Source organism: uncultured Algibacter sp., from assembly GCF_947490405.1.
In the GTDB taxonomy this organism is placed as follows: Bacteria; Bacteroidota; Bacteroidia; order Flavobacteriales; family Flavobacteriaceae; genus Algibacter_B.
In genome coordinates this window covers 174145-193658 of record NZ_CANLGU010000001.1, presented here as the reverse complement: position 1 = coordinate 193658, position 19514 = coordinate 174145, and the positions used below count along the sequence as shown (strand labels likewise).

At 31.1% G+C, this 19514-nt stretch carries 16 protein-coding genes; 12 read left to right on the top strand and 4 right to left on the bottom strand.

Annotated elements, in window-relative coordinates:
* The first annotated feature begins 5 nt into the window (after positions 1-5).
* The 8 genes from Q0772_RS00725 to Q0772_RS00690 all read left to right on the top strand — a co-directional run bounded on the left by Q0772_RS00725 (position 6) and on the right by Q0772_RS00690 (position 9908).
* Positions 6-680 (top strand): ABC transporter ATP-binding protein, encoded by a 675-nt coding sequence (locus Q0772_RS00725; RefSeq protein WP_298338804.1) that lies wholly within the window; start codon positions 6-8, stop codon positions 678-680.
* A gap of 34 nt (positions 681-714) precedes the next feature.
* Positions 715-3144 carry an ABC transporter permease gene (locus Q0772_RS00720; protein ID WP_298338801.1) on the top strand — a complete coding sequence of 810 codons (2430 nt, stop codon included), beginning with the start codon at positions 715-717 and terminating at the stop codon, positions 3142-3144.
* Between the two features lie 104 nt (positions 3145-3248).
* Complete coding sequence (locus Q0772_RS00715) at positions 3249-4157, top strand: hypothetical protein (protein WP_298338798.1); 909 nt, start codon at positions 3249-3251, stop codon at positions 4155-4157.
* Positions 4158-4240: 83 nt separating this feature from the next.
* The gene (locus Q0772_RS00710; protein ID WP_298338795.1) at positions 4241-4492 is read left to right on the top strand and encodes a hypothetical protein; all 252 of its coding nucleotides are present in this window, start codon (positions 4241-4243) and stop codon (positions 4490-4492) included.
* A gap of 134 nt (positions 4493-4626) precedes the next feature.
* Positions 4627-6054 (top strand): amidohydrolase family protein, encoded by a 1428-nt coding sequence (locus tag Q0772_RS00705; protein ID WP_298338792.1) that lies wholly within the window; start codon positions 4627-4629, stop codon positions 6052-6054.
* Positions 6055-6109: 55 nt separating this feature from the next.
* Positions 6110-7015, top strand: coding sequence for an alpha/beta hydrolase (locus tag Q0772_RS00700; RefSeq protein ID WP_298338789.1), 906 nt, complete (start codon positions 6110-6112; stop codon positions 7013-7015).
* Between the two features lie 47 nt (positions 7016-7062).
* Entirely contained in the window at positions 7063-8541 is a 1479-nt protein-coding gene (locus Q0772_RS00695; RefSeq protein ID WP_298338785.1) for a serine hydrolase, read from the top strand.
* Between the two features lie 32 nt (positions 8542-8573).
* Positions 8574-9908: a serine hydrolase domain-containing protein gene (locus Q0772_RS00690; RefSeq protein ID WP_298338782.1), complete on the top strand. Its 1335-nt coding sequence runs from the start codon at positions 8574-8576 to the stop codon at positions 9906-9908.
* Between the two features lie 268 nt (positions 9909-10176).
* Here Q0772_RS00690 and Q0772_RS00685 read toward each other — a convergent pair whose 3' ends face one another.
* From Q0772_RS00685 to Q0772_RS00675, 3 genes are read right to left on the bottom strand one after another with little or no spacing between them, the layout of a single operon-like run.
* On the bottom strand, positions 10177-11136 hold the full coding sequence (locus tag Q0772_RS00685; RefSeq protein WP_298338779.1) for a pyridoxal-phosphate dependent enzyme: 960 nt from the start codon (positions 11134-11136) through the stop codon (positions 10177-10179).
* Between the two features lie 14 nt (positions 11137-11150).
* Positions 11151-12002, bottom strand: coding sequence for an alpha/beta hydrolase (locus Q0772_RS00680; protein WP_298338776.1), 852 nt, complete (start codon positions 12000-12002; stop codon positions 11151-11153).
* A gap of 18 nt (positions 12003-12020) precedes the next feature.
* A complete protein-coding gene (locus Q0772_RS00675; protein ID WP_298338773.1) occupies positions 12021-13130 on the bottom strand; it encodes a hypothetical protein in 1110 nt (369 codons plus the stop codon).
* Between the two features lie 135 nt (positions 13131-13265).
* Between Q0772_RS00675 and Q0772_RS00670 the strand changes: the two genes are divergently transcribed.
* The 4 genes from Q0772_RS00670 (at position 13266) to Q0772_RS00655 (ending at position 18398) form a co-directional block, all read left to right on the top strand.
* Entirely contained in the window at positions 13266-14537 is a 1272-nt protein-coding gene (locus tag Q0772_RS00670) for a hypothetical protein (RefSeq protein ID WP_298338771.1), read from the top strand.
* Between the two features lie 316 nt (positions 14538-14853).
* Positions 14854-16146, top strand: coding sequence for a serine hydrolase domain-containing protein (locus tag Q0772_RS00665; RefSeq protein WP_298340585.1), 1293 nt, complete (start codon positions 14854-14856; stop codon positions 16144-16146).
* 1 nt (position 16147) lies between these two features.
* Positions 16148-17548, top strand: a complete 1401-nt coding sequence (locus tag Q0772_RS00660) for an ankyrin repeat domain-containing protein (RefSeq protein WP_366104911.1) — start codon at positions 16148-16150, stop codon at positions 17546-17548.
* Positions 17549-17963: 415 nt separating this feature from the next.
* Positions 17964-18398, top strand: coding sequence for a serine hydrolase (locus tag Q0772_RS00655; RefSeq protein WP_298340583.1), 435 nt, complete (start codon positions 17964-17966; stop codon positions 18396-18398).
* Positions 18399-18596: 198 nt separating this feature from the next.
* Here Q0772_RS00655 and Q0772_RS00650 read toward each other — a convergent pair whose 3' ends face one another.
* Positions 18597-19454 carry a hypothetical protein gene (locus Q0772_RS00650; protein ID WP_298338765.1) on the bottom strand — a complete coding sequence of 286 codons (858 nt, stop codon included), beginning with the start codon at positions 19452-19454 and terminating at the stop codon, positions 18597-18599.
* Positions 19455-19514 lie beyond the last annotated feature (60 nt).

Here is a 19514-nt window from a genome sequence, read left to right as displayed (position 1 = left end):
TAACCATGATACAGACAAAAAACCTAACTAAAATATTTATTACAGAAGATATACAAACTAAGGCATTAAACGATATAAATCTACATGTAAAAGACGGAGAATTTATTGCTATAATGGGGCCTTCTGGTTGTGGAAAATCTACCCTTTTAAATATACTTGGACTTATTGATACCCCATCCGATGGTAGTTATATGTTTCATGGAAAAGAAATAGGCAACTTAAAAGAAAAGGAGTTAACTAAAGCAAGAAAAGGTAATATTGGTTTCATTTTTCAGAGCTTTAATTTAATTGATGGTTTAACAGTTTACGAAAATGTTGAATTGCCATTAACGTTTATGAACATCAATCAAAAAGAACGAAAAGAAAAAGTAAAAGCTGTTTTAAAACGCATGAAAATAGACCACCGTTCTAACCATTTTCCGCAACAATTATCTGGAGGGCAGCAGCAACGTGTTGCTATTGCTAGAGCTGTAATTACTGAGCCTAAATTATTGTTAGCAGATGAACCTACGGGAAATTTAGATTCTAAAAATGGTACCGAGGTTATGAATCTATTAACAGAGCTAAGTCAAGAAGGTGCAACCATTATTATGGTAACACACTCCGAAAGTGATGCAAATTACGCACACAGGGTCATCAACTTATTTGATGGGAAAATTGTAATGGAAACAAGCAATTAGTAATACAGCCAATTAACTAAATAACTAGATAAAAATGAACTTTATCAAACTAAATATTTTCTATCGTAATTTAAAAAGAGATAAACTTATTTCTATAATTAATGCAGTAGGTTTAATTATAGGTATACTAAGTGCCTTGTTTATTTTAGAGTATGTGTATTACCAAAGAAGCTACGATAGCCACCACGAAAATGCCAAAGATATTTATCGTGTTGCTTACAATCGTTATCAAAATAACGAAGTGTTATGGAAAACAGCCAATTCATTTCCACCAACCGGAAAATGGTTAAAAGAACATTATAGCGATGTTGTAAATCATGCGAGGATAACTCCAAAAAATGAAATAACCATAAGCTATAACAATGCCTCAGGAAGCAAAATTATTTATTCTGAAGATAAAACGTACTATGCAACCTCTTCTATATTTGAAGTATTTACAATTCCATTATTACAAGGCAAAAAAGACCCTTTAAAAGCGCCAAATACAGTAGCAATATCACACCTCGCAGCAGAGCGTTATTTTGGAGAAGAACGTCCGTTAGGTAAAACAATAAAAGTAAATGGTAATGAAGATTACATGATAACTGCTGTTTATAAAAAGATGCCAAAAAATTCGATTGTAAAATCTGATTTTTTGTTTTCTATGGAAACCATTTACAAACAACGTCCTAGAATTAGAACAAGTTGGGGCTACGATTATGGCAGTACTTTTATACAACTAAAACCAAATAGCGATTATAAAAAGCTAGAAAAAGAAGGTCTTCCTGAGATGATAGCTGCTAATTATAAAAAGCGTCTAGATTCGCAAGGAAAAAGAGATACATACTATTTACAACCGTTGCAGGATATTCATTTAACCTCTAATATAGAATATGAATCGGAGCCTCCTGTTAACGGAAAAATTATAAGTATTCTTTTTGGATTTTCTATTTTTCTTTTAATTATAGCTTGGATTAATTTTATAAACCTAACTACAGCACGCTCTATAGAAAGAGCCAACGAGGTAGGTGTTAAAAAAATTAATGGAGCCTCTAAAATGAATTTAATAACTCAGTTTTTAAGTGAAGCTTTCCTTTTTAACATACTTTGCTTAGCTATAACTATTGTATTATTTTATGCTTTAAATCCTTGGTTTAAAACCATTACTCAAATAGGCGATTTTAATTTATTTGAGCACTCTAAATTCTTAGGTACATTTATAGTAATTTTTGTTTTAGGCATTATAATTTCTTGTATTTATCCTGCTGTTATATTGCAATCTTATAAACCTGTAACTGTTTTAAAAGGGAAATTTAAAAACAAACGCGAAGGAGTCTTTTTTAGAAAACTATTAGTTACTCTGCAATTTGTAATTTCAGTTGTATTGCTTTGCGGTACACTTATAGCATACAAGCAAGCTACGTTTTTAATGGAAAAAGATATGGGTATTAATTATGCTCAAAGCATAGTAATTAAAGCGCCCAAAACAGGAGAAAAACAGAGTGAATTACAAAGTAAAATTCTTTTAATGAAAGATGAATTAACTCAAATTCCTGAAGTAAAAGGATTTACTTTTTCATCTGATATTCCTGGTCAAGAAATTCAACATTGGTTTAGTTGTAGAAGAAAGGGGTACGACAAAACAGACACAAATTCTTTTTTCCAACTCTCTATAGATGACCAATTTCTAGAATTTTACAATATAAAACTGCTTGCAGGAAGACTATTTAGGAAAGGCGAAAAAGAAACTGGGACCAAGAGTATTATTATGAATGTAAAAGCTATGGAACGTGTTGGTTATAAAACACCAGAAGAAGCTATTAATAACTTTGTTGTAACAGGTAGAAATGAAGAGTTTAAAATTATAGGCATTGTTGACGATTTTTATTATCAATCCATCAAAAACGAACCAGTACCAACGGTATTACGACTTACCGATAGTCACAAAGCCTTTTTAACCTTAAAAGTGGCTAGTAATAATACCACCGAAATTATTCAAAAGTTAAAAACCATTTATGAGAACTATTTCCCAGAACAACCTTTTGATTATTTGTCTCTAGAAAATAAGATAAGTAATACCTTGAAATCAGACCGAACGTTCTTATTTGTCTTTAGTTTATTTTCAATACTTGCCATTATAATTGCCGTAATTGGTATTGTGGGCTTAATATTAATCACTATTAGCCAACGTATGAAAGAAATAGGTATTAGAAAAGTCCTCGGCTCCGAATTAATGGATGTCTCTAAACTACTAGCCAAAGAAGTTGCTTCACAGATTATTACAGCTATAATAATTGCCATTCCTCTAGCTTGGTATGGTTATCAAAATTGGTTTTTAAAAACCTATATTAATAGTATAGAGTTGCATATATGGATGTTTTTAGTTCCTGTTATTGTGCTTTTTATAATCGTTTTTTTAGTAATTCATCTTGTGGCTTTAAGAGCGTACCAAATGACTTTGTCTGAAGTATTGCAAAATGAGTAATTAGACGTGTAAAGCTATACATTCATTTGATGTATAGTTTTTTGATGTGTGCCATTGGGTATGATATTAAGTAAACAGTAAATAACAAAGGAAAGATATTCACTATGAATCGATATGTATTGATATGTACAATTGTTATCTTGATTACAAGTTGTAAGAACCAACCAACATATGATTATTTTGGACAAACTGAGCCGTCTAATACTTCTGAGGTTTTTGCAAAAGGAATTATTTCTTTAGACGGAAGATATGAGCAAAACATAGCTTTTTCGCCAGATGCTACAGAATGTATTCTAGTGATTTCTGAAAAACATTGGAACTCATTCACAATGTTAAAAGCCACATATCAGAAAAATAGTTGGAGCTCTTTTGATACGATTTCATTCTCAAAGAATGTTAATGCAACACTTGAACCTTTTTATACTCCCGATTCAAAACAAGTGTACTTTACTTCAAATGCTTTTCCAAGCACTCAAAAATGGGATACAGATATTTGGAGAGTAAGTAGAGAAAAAAATAATTGGAGCTCTCCTGTGCGCTTAGACAGTTTAATTAACAAAGGAGGGAAGTTCTCGAGACAGTGGTTTCCGTCAATTTCTGAGCATGGGAATTTATACTATGTAATTGCTGATACAGTGCAAACAGATATTTATATGGCAAGCCAAAAGGGAGATGGTTTCTTAGAGCCAATTAAATTGAGTAATGCTATAAACTCAAATAAGATGGAGTGGGAACCCCTTATTGCACCTGATGAAAGCTTTTTATTATTTGCTTCAAGACACCGAAAGGATTCTTACGGAGGACAAGACTTTTATGTTTCTTTTAAAGATTCTAAAAACGAGTGGGGAGAAGCAATTCATTTGGGTAAAGAAATTAATTCTGAATATATGGAACAATCTCCCAGTTTTTCTCCCGATGGTAAGTACTTGTTTTTTGGACGATTGAATACTAAAACATGGAAATGTGATTTACATTGGATTAATATAAGCTTTTTAGACAAGTACAGAAAATAACGGCACACAATAATAAATATATGTTTCCTGATTTTGGCTAGCCGAAATAAGGAGGCATTAGAAAAGTCCTCGGCTCAGAACTAATGGATGTCTCTAAACTACTAGCTAAAGAAGTTGCTTCTCAGATTATTACAGCTATAATAATTACCATTCCTTTAGCTTGGTATGGTTATCAAAATTGGTTTTTAAAAACCTATATTAATAGCATAGAGTTGCATATATGGATGTTTTTAGTTCTTGTTATTGTGCTTTTTATAATCGTTTTTTTAGTAATTCATCTTGTGGCTTTAAGAGCGTACCAAATGACTTTGTCTGAAGTATTGCAAAATGAGTAATTGAACGTGTAAAGCTATGAGTTGAATTGGTGTAGAGTTTAGTGTTAGACACAATTAAAAAGACTAATTCTCTTTCTGAAAAGTGTAACAACTAGCAAAAATGGGCGTCTATTAAACGAGCCTAAACGAACTTTATGAAACATTACCTTAAATATCTATTGCTGTTGGTTATAATAATTACCAATAGTTGTACAAATTCAACTTCAAATAAAGCACAAGAAGAAGATGAAAAAGCATTTGATACTTACGTCATAAAAAATGTAAATATAATTCCGATGACAACTCATAATGAAGTCATTGAAAATGCAATCGTTTTAATACAAAATCAAAAAATTATTTCGATTAATGATACCATTCCTGATGGGGCAAAAACAATAGATGGCAAAGGGAAATGGTTAATCCCAGGTCTTATTGATATGCATGTTCATTCTGTATCTCATGTTAATTTTGGAAAAAGTTCTCCTACTCAAGGCGCTACTTTTTTCTTTAACTCGCAAGACATGGTAACTCCGTATGTAACAAATGGAGTTACAACAATATTTGACTTAAATTCCAATTCGTCATATTTTGCGTTAAGGAATGAAATTGCCATTGGAGACGTAATAGGTCCAAAAATTGCGTTAGCCAAATTGCTTAATGGAGGAAATGATGTAGGTCATGTTAATACCCCTTCTGATGGTCGACAAGCAGTTAGAAGCGCAAAAGCAGATGGATATCATTTTATAAAAACGTATACTCATTTAAACAAAGAAACATTTTTAGCTATAGTAGATGAAGCTAAAAAACTAGAACTTAAGGTTATTGGGCATATTCCTAAAGCATTCGAAGATAGACTTGAAGAAGCATTTGTACCTAACTTTAGTATGGTAGCTCATGCCGAGGAATTTGCGAGGTATTGGCGTAAAGACAATTCTTATAAGAAAGCGTTAGAATATGCTAAAATGGCTAAAGAAAACAACACATGGGTTGTGCCCACTTTAACTGTAATGGATTGGATAAATAAACAAAGTAAGTCGCTTGATTGTATAACACAATTAAGTTCTTTAAAATATCTACATCCAATTTTTCAAGACAAATGGATAAACCATAATAAACATTCAAAGAATTCATCTACTAATTACTCGGTGTATTTAGACAGTCTTGTAAATTTTAACAATAAGCTTGTTAGAGCCTTCAAGGAGACAGGAGTGCCAATAGTTACAGGTACTGATGCAATGTGTTCTGGAGTTGTTCCTGGTTTTTCTGTTCATGACGAGTTAGAACTGCTTGTAGAAGCAGGTTTAACACCAGAAGAGGTACTAATTTCGGCCACTCGTTTGCCAGCAACTTGGCTAGGTATAGACAAGAAAACAGGAACTATAGAAGCAGGTAAAGATGCAGACTTAATTTTACTTAATTCAAACCCCCTTGATAATATTAATAATACAAGAGATATAGATGGTGTTTTCGTTAGCGGTACATGGCTTAATAAGTCTAAAATAGATAGTATGCTTTCTGATTTGGCTAGCCGAAATAATGAATCATTAGGAAAGTATAAATGGAAAAAAAGAAGAGCGTACTAGAAAAAACTATGATTAACAACCGTTGTAAAATATTAATAAAGTAAAAATGGAGTTGATGAAGAAACTAATATTTAAGATAATGCTATTGTTTACTATAGGTACAATAGGTCAAACTAACCATTTAATAAAAACTGACTATGGAACAATCCATTATAAAATTTATGGACAAGGGGCTCCAATTCTAATTATTAATGGAGGACCAGGGATGAATTGTGAAGGGTTTTCGTCCTTGGCTAAACTCCTAAATGACGATTACATGGTTATTCTATATGACCAAAGGGGAACAGGTAAGTCTAAGCTTAATAGTTTGAATTCAAACACTTTAAATATGGATTTACTGGTGGAAGATATTGAAGTCTTAAGAAAGCATTTAAAAATTAACAAATGGGCTGTGTTAGGGCACAGTTTTGGAGGCTTTCTTGCTCAACATTATGCTTCAAAACATTCAAATAATTTGACAGGAATGATTCTCTCTGGTTCAGGTGGAATCGATATGGATATTTTTACCTATTTAGGAGCTAATTTTCACATTCGACAAAGCGCTCAAGAAAAAGATTCGTTAAATTATTGGAGAAATAAGATAAAAAAAGGAGACACTACTTATCTAGCTAAATATAAAGTTGGGAGATTTAGAGCACCTTTATACCTATATGGAGATAAATACATTGAAAAAGTTGCACATAGATTAACTCAAGGAAAGCCTGAAATTAGTAAATTAATATTTCAAGATTTACATGAAAAAAATTATAACTGGAAAAATGCAATGTCTAAACTTGAGACTCCTGTTTTAATTATTCAGGGAAGACAAGATATGGTTGGTTCTGGAACTGCATATAAAGCCCATAATGTTTATAAAAACTCTAGATTAATATTTTTGAATGAATGTGGACATTATGGATGGTTAGAGCAAGAAGAAAGATATATTACAGAAATAAAATCTTTTGTAAAAAACCTAAATTAAAATACTGTAACAAGTAAATGATTTTAGAGTCTTTACTGAAACTCATTATGAAAGTAAAAAATAAACTTATTGTACTAACTGCCCTTCTTTTAACAATCTTTACCTCTAAAGCACAAATTGCCAACGACACCGAATTATACAAAAACATCATTAAAAAGGACAGTCTGTTATTCAATATTGGCTTTAATACTTGTGAAGTAAATCAGTTTGAAAAACATTTAAGTAGCGACTTTGAATTTTATCACGACAAAGGTGGTCAACAAAATAAAGTAGCATTTTTGAATGCATTGAAGAATGGACTTTGTAAATCGCCAGACCAATATCAATCACGCAGAGAGTTATTGAATTACTCAACAAAAATATATCCGCTTTACAACAATAAGAAGTTGTATGCTGTTATTCAAACTGGAATCCATAATTTTTATGAAACCTTCAATAATGGAAAGGCACAATTTGCGAGTTCTGCGAACTTTAATCATTTGTGGCTTTTGGAAAACAATGATTGGAAACTCAAAAGAAGTTTAAGCTATAATCATAAGAATAAAAAGGAAATACAAACTAAAGATTTGTTCAACCCATTTGAGCTTAAAAAATGGCTAATAGCAAATGATATCCCAATCCTTGGACTTGGCATCATAAATAAAGGGCAGTTAGAGGAAGTTAAAGTAATAGGGAATTTAAACAAAAATAAAAAAGCACCTATCAACACCATATTTAATGTTGCTTCTTTAACAAAACCAGTTACAGCCTATGTAGCTCTAAGGTTAGTGAGCCAAAACAAGTTAAGCTTGGACGAGCCAGTTTACAAATACTGGACTGACCCAGACTTAAAAGATGATGAAAGACATAAATTACTAACAATAAGGCACTTGATAAGTCATCAAACAGGCTTCCCTAATTGGCGTGATGGAAAGTTAAAATTTCAATTCACACCTGGAACAAAATACCAATATTCTGGAGAAGGCTTTGAATACTTAAGAAAGGTATTGGAAAGCAGGTTCAACAAGTCTCTAAGTGCATTAGCGTCAGAATTAATATTTGAACCTTTTAGTATGGAAGATACTAGGTATGTTTGGGACGATAAAATAGAAGAGCAAAGACTTTCTTTAGGTTTTGATAAAAGTGGAAAGAGTTACAAAGTTCATAAAAGAAAAGTGGCTAATGGAGCAGATGATTTACTCACAACAGTAGAGGATTATGGAACGTTTTTAACAGCCGTATTAAATGGGTATGGACTCTCTGAACACGTTTTCAAAGAAATGCAATCTAACCAAGTCAGTTCCCAAAAAGGAAAGCATTTTGGATTGGGATTTGAAAAATATGACTTCAGAGATGGCAATTTCGCACTTTCACACGGTGGCTCTGATAATGGCGTTCAAACCATTGTTTTTATCTTCCCTAAAACCAAACAAGGAGTGTTAATTTTTACAAATGTTGATGATGGCTATAAAGTTTATGAGAGTTTATTAAGCCAATATCTTGGAGAATACGGAAAAGAAATTATTGAAATAGAAACTAAAAAGTAACTATGCCCAACATTAAAAAACTGAAAAGCTTAATGAATAAACTGATAAGCTACATTTTATTGTTCAATATATGTGTTTCCTTTGGGCAAACCACTAAAAAAATAGAAATTGACAAGGCAAAACTTGATAGTTTATTTATAAATCTTGACAAGCATAAACTTGGAATGGGCAGTCTTGCCATTTCAAAACACAATCAGTTAGTATATCAAAAAGCTTTTGGGTACTCTTTATTAAATCAATCAGAAAAAAAAATATCAACAACAGAAACATTTTATAGGATTGGCTCAGTAACAAAAACGTTTACAGCAGTTCTTGTTTTTCAATTTATTGAGAAAGGTCAGTTATCGCTTGATGACCATTTAAATAAATTTTTCTCAGAAGTTCCCAACAGTGAATTGATTACGGTTAGAAATTTACTAAATCACTCTAGTGGTTTAGCAAACTATTCTGATAAGACAGATTTTCAACAATGGAAATATGAAAAAAAATCAAAAAAGGATTTACTTTCAAAAATCGAAAAATACAAACCACAATTTAAATCTGGAAAAAAACACCAATATTCAAATACAAATTTCTTTCTATTAAGCCTTATTCTAGAAAAAATTTCAGGGGAGTCTTATCAAAAACTATTACAAAAAAACATATTTCAAAAAATTAACCTTAAAAATACTTATTATGAAGAAGCTAAGGACTCCATAAGAAAAAAAAGTAAATCGTATAAGTATATTGGAGGTAATTGGAATCAAGAACGTGAAGATATTGCAGAAAATCATTTAGGTGCAGGTGTTATTGTTTCTAATACATCAGATTTATTAAAATTTATAGATACTCTATTTTCGTATCAATTGATTGAAAAGAAAAGTTTAAACTTAATGACTTCTTTTGATAAAGATTATGGATTGGGTATTTTCAAGTTTCAATTTGACTCCTCTTTGGCTTATGGTCACGAAGGAAGAATAAACGAATATTACACTACTCTGATTCACTTTCCTGATGTAGGGCTTTCAATTGCTTATTGCACAAACGGAATTTTATACCCTAGGGATGATATAATTAGTGCTGTTGTCGCAATTTGCTTAGAAAATGACTACAAATTGCCCCATTTTAATGGTGTAAAAATAAATGATAAGAAACTGACAGGCTTATTGGGAACATATGCTTCTAATACTATGCTCATTCAAGTAACCTGTAAAGCGGATAATAACCAGTTGATTGTGGAAACTCAAGGAAAAGAGTTTGAAACCATTAAGATTAACAATAATTATTTTGCTAATTATAAATACGGGTATTTTTTTGAATTTCAACCAGAAAAGAATACTCTACTAATAAAAGAAACGGATAATATTTACATTCTAAAAAAGAAATAAAATGTTTAATAACTCCTAGAGTACAGTAATAATTGAATGATTTTAAAGTCCTTATAAAAACTCATTATGAAAGTGAAAAATAAACTTATGGATAGCTTAAGAAACAATTCGAAACTACTAATATTCCTTTTTATCATCTTTACAGTCCAATCTAAAATATTAGAAATCTTTCGAATAACTCTCCAAGGTTTGCCAAAGCCAAAAAAAAAGCTAGTTTTTAGCTGTTTTAAAAATCACATATTCGATAAAGCACCCCATCCTTATATTTTTATTTTAACCACTTATCTTTTTGTTCTTTAGTAATATTTCCTCCACAAATAACAGTAGCAACGTTTTGATTCTTAAAAGCGCTTTTGTTTTCCAAAATGGCTGCTATACCAACTGCTGCAGAAGGTTCTACTTCCAAATTTAAATGTTTAAACAGTAACTTCATTCCTTTAATAATACTTTCATCCTCAACAAGTATGGCATCATCTACCATACCTTTCATGTCTTTTAAAGCTTGAGGAATAGGTATTCTAACATTAACCCCATCTGCAATAGTTTCACTTTTCTCATGCTTTATTAATGTGTTTGTTTTCCAAGAATTTACCATTGCAGGTGCGCCTTTAGCTTGTACTGCAATAATCTTTATTTCAGGATTGTAATGTTTAAAAACTCTTGCTATTCCATTTAATAGTGCGCCATTTCCTAAAGCTACTAATACTGTGTCAATTTTTTTAGGATATTTTAAAAGTTCTATCCCAATGGTTCCTGCTCCTTCTAAACTTTCTATATCAAGGCTGTCTTCAATAAATCGTGCTTTAATTTCTTGTGCTTTCCGTTTCGCTTCAACCTTTGCCTCGTCAAAATCGTTTCCATATAAAATAACATTTGCTCTTAAAGATTTCATTTTCTTAATTTTAACAGCATTTGCATTATGACTTGCATATACAGTTAGGTTGATATCTTTTTTCTTTGCTGAGTAAGCCATTGCTTGTCCAAAATTGCCTGCACTAGCACATATTATATAAGAACCTGATTTTGCCTTCGAAATAAAAACTTCGCTTCCTCTTGCTTTAAAACACTTCACAGGGTTTTCAATTTCGTTTTTAATAATCAAATTTAATCCTAGTGTTTCATTTAAACTTTTACATTCAAATTGAGGGGAATTCAAAAATATTGGATTAATGATTTTAATAGCATCTTCTATATTTTCAATAGATAATCTATGATTTGTATTATTCATGAAATGCAGAATTATTAATCTGAAACTAAATATTTGTGTATTATAGGATTGATGATTTTAGCATGTTTTTTCTTAAATACAAAATGATTGGTATTTGGTAATATACATAATTGTTTCTTTTTACAATTAAGATTTTTATACATATCAATCATAGCATCGAAATGAAAAGCATCATTGTCACCATACATCATTAATAGAGGCGTGCTTATTTTAGCATAATCACGATTTTTAATATATGGGTCATGTAGCCACATTTGCCCCATTAATTGCATAAATCTTTGGTATTTCTCGGGCTCTGGATTAATAGTGTCATATTTTTTCTTTTCACGTTTTATGTAAGCATTCTTTAAATTATTATCGGTAATCATCGTTTTGGCAAATCCAATGAACTGTTTATTTAAGTCTGAAACTGATTTATTTGCACTAACAACAATCATCTTTTCAATTTTTTCTGGGATATCAATTGCTAGTTTTAACGCAACTATACCTCCATCACTATATCCGATAATTTTAATAGTATTCAAATTAAGATAGTTAATAAATTGGATAATATCTTTAGTAAGTAATGAATAACTCATTGCATCCAGATTATTATTTGTTCGCCCATGTCCTCTAAAATCTAGTGCATATACTTTAAATTTTTTTGATAGATACGGAATTAGAAATTGAAATTCTGATATTGACCCTGTTCCGCCGTGCAGTAGAATAATAGGCTCTCCTTCTCCATATTTTTCATAATACATAGTAATCCCATTTACATTTGCATAGGAACCAACAATTGAATTATTTCCATATTGAATATCTTGAAGAGCCTGTCCTGAAACCTTAAAACTAATCCAACAAAAAAATATTAGTATATATTTCATTAAATGTATGTTATGGTTTTAGTATTTAATTTTTAATCCGTCATAATTATCAAATTTCCCAGTTATTAACCAGCCTCCAAAACTTTCAGAAACTGCCATAATAAGTGTGTTTTTTCCTTTTTTTAAATTGAGGTATGCAGCATCAAATAATCCTATGGTTCCTAAATATCTGTAATCTCTAGTTCTAAAGCTATTGTTGCCTTTATATATAGGACTTCTGTTTAATATGGCTACTACTCTATCACTATACCCAAAATGAAATAGTTTTTGTTGGTCTTTATCTGATATAATTTCAATTTTTGCAAAAACAGTATTAGCATTTTTTCTATTTATTTTAATTTTTCTTGAAATATTTGCAGCCATTCCTTCTTCAACTTCTATATGCCCCATCCATTTAGCGTTTTCAAGCTTTGATTGCAATTGGTTAGAATCATCCAAGATTTCTTCTTTAAAAGCATTTGAAACCTCCCATTTTTCTATTAATTTAGGTATGGGCTTTCTGTTTATAGTTTTAAAATCAACCAAATCATTAGCTTTTTTATCAACCGTAATATTAGCAATATGTATAGCGTCCCTATTTGCTAAGTTAATAACCAAATCTCCCCATTTCGTTTCGGTAAATAAATTCCATGACAAATTGGGCTTATCTGAATAATCTAAAAATACTTGAGCCTTATCATCGTTTACAACCAGTTTTACATGAGTCCAATCGTTGTATTTATAATCATATTTAAACGAATACTTTTTACCAAAATATAATTGCCAAGGTGTTACTCCATTAATAATTGCTGCGGCTTGGTTTGCATCTGGATTACCAGATTGGTGTGGACGCAAATACCAATGCTCTCCATTCTTGTCATCAATCATTCTAAAATATACACCAGGAAAAGCACGATTTCCTTTCAATACAATATCAAACTCTATAGTGCCGTTTAAAAACTTCGTGTTTTTAAGCTTAAAAGACCCTGATTTTATGTTGATAGCCTCTTTACCTTTAAAGGATTCAAAGGAATAAGACTTGGCTTTAATTTCCCACTTTGTAGTGTCTATAGAAATGTTTTTTTGTGCTTTTACACTATTAAAGCAAACTGTACTAATTATTAAAACTATAGATAATAATTTTTTCATCGTAAATTATGTTTTTTTGATTAATGATAATTACACTTCAAATATCTATATATGACCAACAAAAGCTAGAAACAAGTTGATACAAGTTCATTCAATGTTGTACAAGTATAATTTTTTAAAGATTTTTGCATAATTATGAGTTTATATCCAGAGCATATATTAGTTAAAAAATGCCTTCAACTAATTGAAGATGAATTACAGTGGGGAGATTCGAATACTTGGCATAATAAAACCTTTATTGAGTTAAGTGAAAAAATTAGAGAAGAAACGTCTATATTACTAAGTGCAACAACATTAAAACGTGTTTGGGGTAGAGTAAAATATAATAGCACCCCAAGTATTAGTACTTTGAATACATTAGCGTTATTTGCAGGTTTTAACACTTGGCGTGATTTTAAAACCAATCATGAAACTACTAAAAATAAAGTATGGTTTGAAAAGAAGATGAATGCTAACAGTTATATTATAATTGTTTTAGCAATTATATTTGCTTTGGGTTTTATTTCTATTTATTCAATGATAGATTCCTCTAAAGCTAAACCAAAACATGACTTTTCGAATATTAAATTTAGTAGTAAACCAGTTACTAATAGTTTTCCGAATTCTGTGATATTTGATTTTAACTTAGATAATATCAAATCAGATAGCATATATATACAACAGTATTGGGATGTTACGAAAACAATAAAAATAAAATCTGACCAAAAACAAGCTACGGGAATTTATTACTATCCAGGATACTACAATTCTAAACTTCGTGTTGATGGTAAAATAATCAGGAGGCATGACTTATTTATCAAATCAGAGGGATGGGTTGGAACGATAGATTACAAACCTATTCCTAAGTATTTATCTGAAAAGCAAATTAAGAATGATAAAATGGGGTTTTCAGAAGCTATTCTTAATGAAATAAAGAAAAGTGGAAAACCTTTAGAATCTACTTTTCATTATATAGATGATTTTGGAAATATATCTGGAGATAATATCAAGATAAGTCAATCTGTTAAAAGTGTTTTAAATGACAAATGGGCTGTTTGCCAGAATTTTAAAATTGTTGTTCTTGGAACAGAAGGGGCTATTATTATGCCTTTTTCTAAGTTAGGCTGTGTGTCTAATCTAGATATTTTATTAAGCAATAACGTTTATTCAGGTAAAAAACACGATTTGTCTGCTTTTGGTGTAGATTTAAATGAAAATAAAGCAATAGATATAAATATAAAAGATAAGACCGTTAGTGTATTTGTTGATAATAGAAAAATATATGAAAATACATACCACAAATCTATAGGGAAATTTGTCGGACTTAGATACCGCTTTTTAGGCGCAGGACAAATTAATACTATTAAAATAGAAGATTTAAATAAAAACGCAACAGTTCTGGAGTGTTTGTTTAGTAACGATAATTAATTTAAAGCCTTAGAGAATAATCGCATTTTATACACGGTAAGTTGTAAAAGCAAAGCAACAATTAAGTGAATAAACTTTTAAAATATAGAGAAAAATCAAGTCTAACTCAGTAACAATTAACTCTCCGAAAGGACTAATATATCTGTTAGAACAATTCAACGTATTGAGGCTGGAAAAGAATTTAAAGGCGTACTTTAGAAGCTTTATAAAAAGCTTTAGGAGGCTAGTAAATAATTAAAAAATGCAATATAAGTAGCTAAAAAAGGTTTTAAATACTATAGGATATTATAAGTGCCAATTTTATTATATCTTGAAAGTGCTATTTTCCGCAATTCCTTTCAGAGGATATTATGAACCGTTACCTACTAATAAAAAAATGAATTACCCGTTAATACTTGCTTTTTTAACAGTCAACTTTTCTTTGTTCGCTCAGCATGACATAAATAGTGTTATGCCTGAAAAGGTTGGATTATCCAGTGATAGCTTAAAGAAAATGAACAATCATTTTCATAAACTTGTGGATAATAACAAATTACCAGGGATACAAACATCTGTAATGAGGCATGGTCAATTAGTTCATTTTGATAGCTATGGATATGCCGATATTAAAAATAAAAAGGCATTAGATACGGAAAGTATTTTTCGAATTTTCTCAATGACGAAACCCATCGTTTCTGTAGCACTAATGCAACTATATGAACAAGGTAAATTTAAGTTAGATGATCCAGTCGCTAAATATATTCCACAGTTGGATTCTGTTTTTGTATATACTGACTCTGCAATTAACCTTGCAAAAAAAACTATTACCATTAGGCAGCTACTTACACATACAGCAGGTTATGGTAATGGTAGGAGTCCATACCCTAAACTAAATCAGCTATACCGGAAGGCCAACCTTTTTAATTCTGAAAATAATAAAGAATTTGTCGAAGCTTTGAGTAAGATTCCATTGCAGTTTGAGCCAGGTACAAATTGGCAATATGGTCATTCAACAGCCATATGTGGCTATTTAGTTGAAGTTCTTTCAGGCAAAAATCTTAACATCTATTTAAAAGAAGAGCTATTTTTACCCCTTGGAATGAACAATACTTTTTTTCAAGTACCCCTAGAAAAAGTAAATAATTTCGTGGTAGGCTATAGATGGAACAAAACGCAAGGAATTACTGTTTCAGATACACCCGAAAATAGTAGGTACACAAAAAACATGACAATGTACCATGCTGGAGGAGGTTTGGTTTCAACGACCTTAGATTACTTGAGGTTTTGCCAAATGCTTCTTAATAAAGGAACGCTGAATCATACACAAATTTTGAAACAAGAGACGGTCGATTTGATGTTGCAGGACCATATACAAGAAACTAGAAATTATCAACCCAATCTAAAAATTAGAACTGGAGAATCTGGGTTTGGATTAGGCTTTGTGATAAGCGGTAGTACTCCTGATACCCTAGAAAAGGTATTTGGATGGGGTGGATTGGCAGGTACTTATTTTAAAATAGATGTGGAGAATAATTTAATTTATATTTTAATGGTTCAATTGCGACCTCATTCGCAATTAAAACTGAGAAGTACCTTTCAAAACTTCATAAAAAGCGCATTAATTGATTAGTATGAAATTCATGACCCAAAAAAACTTAATTCTGCTATTAACGTTAACCTTAACATCTGTTGTGTTTAGCCAAAATATATTTAGGACAGCCTGCAAGGGCAATTTGGTAAGGTTAGATAGTATGCTAGTAAATAGTACCATTAATATGAAAGACAATCGAGGAAAGTCGTTATTACATTGGGCAGTAGCTTGTAAACAGCGGGAAGTATTTGACTTTCTAATAAAGAGAAACATAAAAATTAATGAAACTGATAATCAAGAAAAAACACCCTTACACGTAGCAGTTCGGTTCAATAATATAGAATATCTTGATTATCTAATTGAATTACAGCCTAATAATGACTGGCAGTCCTTATATGGAGCTTCATTAATTGAACAGGCTATATTAAATGGAAACAAAGAAATAACAGAGAAATTAATTACGAGTGGCGTTGACATAAATATTAAAAACAAAAGAGGAAGTACTGCTTTGGAAATCTCGAAACGATTGGGCACTAAAAATATTTCTGAATTTCTAATTTCTCAAGGAGCAGATAAAAATCTTGTTCGAAAGTTCAAAATGAAAGGAAAATATATGGGACTAAAAGGACGTGAAACGATTCCTAAAATGTTTGCGCCTAACTTCATTTCTACTGAGGAACAAGAATTCGGTTCAACATTTAACAAAAAGGGAACTGAGTTTTATTTTGGAGTAGATGTAAACGGGCGGAATGAAATTCGTTTTTCAAAAATAGAAGGTAACCAATGGAGTACACCAAAAACCATTATTTCACATAAGCGTTACAGTTATAACGACCCTTTTCTTTCGAATGATGAGAATAGACTCTATTTTATCTCAAAAAGAGCGTTAGATGGTATTGGTAAAATTAAAGATGTTGATATATGGTATGTGGAGAGATTGAGCAATGGGTGGTCAGAACCAATAAACGCAGGTTCAACTATTAACACAAATGGGAATGAATATTATATGTCTTTTACAAATGATGGAACCATGTATTTTGCTTCTAATGGGCACACTCGAAAAGACATCTCCAGAACAGACCATGATATATATTATAGCAAAATTATTAATAATGAATTTCAAAAGCCTGTATTACTAGATGCGTCAATAAACACAACAGGATACGAAGCCGATGTTTTTGTTGCACCAGATGAATCTTATCTTATATTTTGTTCTACTCGTGATGGCGGATTTGGAAGAGGAGATTTATATATTAGTTTTAAAAACTCGAATGGAAATTGGACAAATGCGGTTAATATGGGTAAAAAAATAAATACCGATAATTATGAATATTGCCCATTCGTTACAAAAGATGGAAAATACTTATTATATACTAGTAATCAAGATATATATTGGGTTAGTACAAAAATTATTAATGAAATAAAAGAAAAAAACAAGTAATTATTAGCTAAATTTATACTTAACTCACACCACTAAAAATATACACAACACACTAGTTTTAATGTAGCATGATTAAAATAAAAAAGGACTTCGTATGGATACTTTTGGTTATTTTAAATTCGCCCTTATTTGGTCAAATTATTAAAATCTCAGAAAGTTTAACAGTCACAAAACTTTCTGAGAACACTTATATTCATACACAAAAGAATAATAACGGAATTGTGTATTTTAATAATGGCGAAGCTGTAATTGTATCTACTCCTGATTCCCAAACTGGCGTGTGGCTAACACAGATGGAAAGTTGAAGATAATGTTTGAACCTGGAACAGATAACATGTATTCAGGTGAAGGGTATCAGTATCTAGCCAAGGTTTTACGAAAAATTGAAAATACAGATTAGCAAGGATTAGAGTCTATTTTTCAGGAAAGAATAGCACAGCCTCTAGATATGGAGCACTCAGCATTTATTCAAACTGAATATACGAGAAAGCACAAAGCACAACCTTATGATGGCAACTCAAATCTTATAGATTGGCAAAACGATTATTGGTATCTAAAAGATAATGAAAAATTTGTTGCCCCATCCTCTTTACATTCAGAAGTGATAGACTTTACTAAATGGATGATTGCTGAAATGAACAAGAGATTATTGTCTAAAGAAAGTTATAACGAACTATTAAAAGTGCATTCAACTCCAAAGAAAGGAAAATATTATGCTTTGGGATTTGAGACATTCGAAAAACCTTATCACACATTGTTTTTTCATGGTGGGAATAACGACGGATTTACTGGTGCTTATATTTTGGATGTTAAGAAAAAAATGGGGATTTGTATTGTTTACAAATTCTGAAATGGGACAATATTTTTTTAATAAATTATTGTATTTCTTAATAGAAGAGTAATAAAAACAGTTCTTCTAATAAAATGGTATTATTCGATGTGTTGCAAAATGAGTGATGTGAGTTTTTGTGTCAAAAAACTATATAACTGCAAACTATCTTAATACGGGGAATGCCACAGATTCTTTAAAAAAATAATCAATTAGGTACTATTCCCTACATAAACTAACCGCTTTAAACTCAATATGAGCTGTTACATCACCCGTATCGCTAGTGCCGTAAGCACCGTATCTTGTGTAAACACGTTCGGTAGTGTGGTTATGTTCAATATAAGTTTCAGTATTGCCTACTTTTATTTTTGAAAAAGCAGTGCCAGTTTCATCATACCCAGTTTCATAAACAAAATCATATTCTTTATTGAAATCAAGAGTCTTAAATTCTTGTCTATCTCTGGCACCTCCAGTTTCTGTTGTATAAGGATTAATGGTTACATGGTTTACAAGTTTAATTTTATTATCTGAAGTTTTAGACGCATAAAGTAGAAATTGAGCACTTCGATTTTCGCTTCCAACTTCTTCGCCTTTTAAAATATCGCCTCCTGCATGGGACTGAATAATACACGTCTCGCCATCACTTAAATCTACAATTTTAAGTGTTCCAGTAAGGATGGTTTTTTTGCTGGTTCCTTGTGAAATAGTTTTAAAAAACCGTTCAACTCTAGTTCTTGTACCATCATACCGTATTTCTCCTCCAGTAATCTTATAGCTACCCCAGTCATTATCTAAATTTTCATAACCACCAACAGTATTATCTGTTCTACAATCTAGTGTGCCTTGATTGTTAGGGTTTGAAACATCATCGCAAGATTGTGATTGTGATGCACTTGGACCTAGATTTGGAAAATCTGATTGCTCATCACAGTCTTGTTGAGGATTTTCAGGCACATCAGGTTTGTCATCTTTTGGCTCTTCAATCATTTGTTCATCTGTATCTGATTCACTAGAACATGCAATGACAAGACTACAAAGTATAATTATTGGAGCTATAAATACTATTCGCAATTTCATTTTTAATAATTTCAATTTCACAATATGCAATATATATTAATTGTTTTTTGTTTTTATCCT

Bases quoted from the DNA above. Each gene is read 5' to 3' on its own strand.
- Q0772_RS00725 (WP_298338804.1), top strand. From the start codon at position 6: ATGATACAGACAAAAAACCTAACTAAAATATTTATTACAGAAGATATA.
- Q0772_RS00720 (WP_298338801.1), top strand. From the start codon at position 715: ATGAACTTTATCAAACTAAATATTTTCTATCGTAATTTAAAAAGAGAT.
- Q0772_RS00715 (WP_298338798.1), top strand. From the start codon at position 3,249: ATGAATCGATATGTATTGATATGTACAATTGTTATCTTGATTACAAGT.
- Q0772_RS00710 (WP_298338795.1), top strand. From the start codon at position 4,241: ATGGATGTCTCTAAACTACTAGCTAAAGAAGTTGCTTCTCAGATTATT.
- Q0772_RS00705 (WP_298338792.1), top strand. From the start codon at position 4,627: ATGAAACATTACCTTAAATATCTATTGCTGTTGGTTATAATAATTACC.
- Q0772_RS00700 (WP_298338789.1), top strand. From the start codon at position 6,110: ATGAAGAAACTAATATTTAAGATAATGCTATTGTTTACTATAGGTACA.
- Q0772_RS00695 (WP_298338785.1), top strand. From the start codon at position 7,063: ATGAAAGTAAAAAATAAACTTATTGTACTAACTGCCCTTCTTTTAACA.
- Q0772_RS00690 (WP_298338782.1), top strand. From the start codon at position 8,574: ATGAATAAACTGATAAGCTACATTTTATTGTTCAATATATGTGTTTCC.
- Q0772_RS00685 (WP_298338779.1), bottom strand. From the start codon at position 11,136: ATGAATAATACAAATCATAGATTATCTATTGAAAATATAGAAGATGCT.
- Q0772_RS00680 (WP_298338776.1), bottom strand. From the start codon at position 12,002: ATGAAATATATACTAATATTTTTTTGTTGGATTAGTTTTAAGGTTTCA.
- Q0772_RS00675 (WP_298338773.1), bottom strand. From the start codon at position 13,130: ATGAAAAAATTATTATCTATAGTTTTAATAATTAGTACAGTTTGCTTT.
- Q0772_RS00670 (WP_298338771.1), top strand. From the start codon at position 13,266: ATGAGTTTATATCCAGAGCATATATTAGTTAAAAAATGCCTTCAACTA.
- Q0772_RS00660 (WP_366104911.1), top strand. From the start codon at position 16,148: ATGAAATTCATGACCCAAAAAAACTTAATTCTGCTATTAACGTTAACC.
- Q0772_RS00650 (WP_298338765.1), bottom strand. From the start codon at position 19,454: ATGAAATTGCGAATAGTATTTATAGCTCCAATAATTATACTTTGTAGT.